Origin of the sequence: Phascolarctobacterium succinatutens YIT 12067, assembly GCF_000188175.1 — a bacterium.
In the GTDB taxonomy this organism is placed as follows: Bacteria; Bacillota; Negativicutes; order Acidaminococcales; family Acidaminococcaceae; genus Phascolarctobacterium_A; species Phascolarctobacterium_A succinatutens.
Genome location: NZ_GL830894.1, coordinates 1 through 1516, shown reverse-complemented (window position 1 = coordinate 1516; position 1516 = coordinate 1). Strand labels below are relative to the sequence as shown.

The 1516-nt window shown below is 45.7% G+C and carries 1 protein-coding gene; it reads right to left on the bottom strand.

The genetic code is table 11. The annotated features are described in order from the left end of the window. Nucleotides 1–31 precede the first annotated feature (31 nt). Nucleotides 32–1339, bottom strand: a complete 1308-nt coding sequence (locus HMPREF9443_RS06280) for an SLC13 family permease (RefSeq protein WP_009145712.1) — start codon at nucleotides 1337–1339, stop codon at nucleotides 32–34. Between the last annotated feature and the right edge of the window lie 177 nt (nucleotides 1340–1516).

The window sequence follows — 1516 nt, the reverse complement described above, 5'->3', positions numbered from 1 at the left end:
TTATTTAATTTTTTAAAGTTGTTTTTAGTATCTACAGTACAGATTTCATCCGTCCAGGTGCTAAAAAATATAACATATTATAAGCTGTCAACACTTTCATTCTTATCATATTTCCCCGCCTGCATAACAGCACCAGACCGGTTCCGCATTTCACATAGTCCATAAATTTGTAGCCGCCGGGACCGAGCACCAGAGTACAAGGCGGAGTGCCAACGGGAGTTGCGAATGCGCAGGATGCAGCAACAGCAATCGCCATTACAACAGCCTTGGGATCTGCATTCAGCTGTTTAGCAATCGCTATACCAATCGGACACAGCAACGCAGCAGAAGCGGTGTTGGACATGAACTGTGTCAGGAAGCAGGAGATGGAAAACAGTACTATCGTTACAATAAGCGGTGTAGGTTCGCCGCCCATCAGTCCTACTGCCCAGTTAGCAATCAGCTTGCCTGCGCCGGTTTTATCCATTGCAGTGGACACAGGCATCATACCCGCGAACAGGAAGATAGTTACCCAGTCGATAGAGGAATAAGCCTGTTTTTCGGTTAAGCAGCCAGTAAGTACGCATACCAAAGCGCCGATAATAGCAGTCATTTCCAAGCTGATAAATTTCAAATTCAAAGCCATTACGGTTACGCAGGCCAACAGGATAACGCCGGAAATAACCTGCTTTTTCTTATCATGGGTAGTAGCTTCAATTTCCTGTTCGATTTCCTGATCCGCATCAAGCTCTGCCTTCGGCAGCAGATACTTGCCAATCAGCAGCATATAGAGAATACCTGCTACAGATAGAGGAATACCGATCCAGGCAAATTCAAAAAAGCTGAAGCCCGGCAAACCGGCAGCTGTCAGAGCGCCACTGCCGATAATATTAGGCGGTGTACCTACCAGAGTAATAATGCCGCCCCAACCGCAAGCATATGCCATCGGCAGCAGCTGGCGGGACGCAGTGTTTTTGGAAGCAGCACAGATACCAAGTGCTACCGGCATCAGACAAGCGCAGGTACCGGTGTTGGAGAGAACAGAAGAAAGAGCAGTTCCGACAAGCATTAAGCCAAGCATCAGGCTGTTTTCACCGGTGCCGAAAATATGCACTACCTTTTCACCGATAGCCTGAGCTAAACCGGTGTAGAACATTGCCGCGCCAACCACGAACATGCCGGCAAACAGTACTACAGTAGGATTAGAGAGACCGCTGAAAACCTGCTTGGCCGGAATCAGACCCATCAAGCCGCAGGCAACAGCGCCGCCGATTGCAGTAATTGCCAAGGGTATAATTTCAGTTACAAAGAACAAAGCAATTACCGCTAACAGGATTAAACATTTGATTGCGGGGGACATAAGCAATACCTCCTTTTAATCTTTTTCCGAAAGTCATACAGCAATGAAATCTTGTATGCTCTTCCGTTGATTTTATGATAGCATTTTCTCCCATCTTTCCGCTGTAGCCTAAGCAACGAATTTATTATATTTTACATAATCTTTTTCATATTTTAGTTTCTAAATCTTATAATTTCT

Coding starts and splice junctions, on each gene's coding strand:
- HMPREF9443_RS06280 (WP_009145712.1), bottom strand. CDS start 1,339: ATGTCCCCCGCAATCAAATGTTTAATCCTGTTAGCGGTAATTGCTTTG.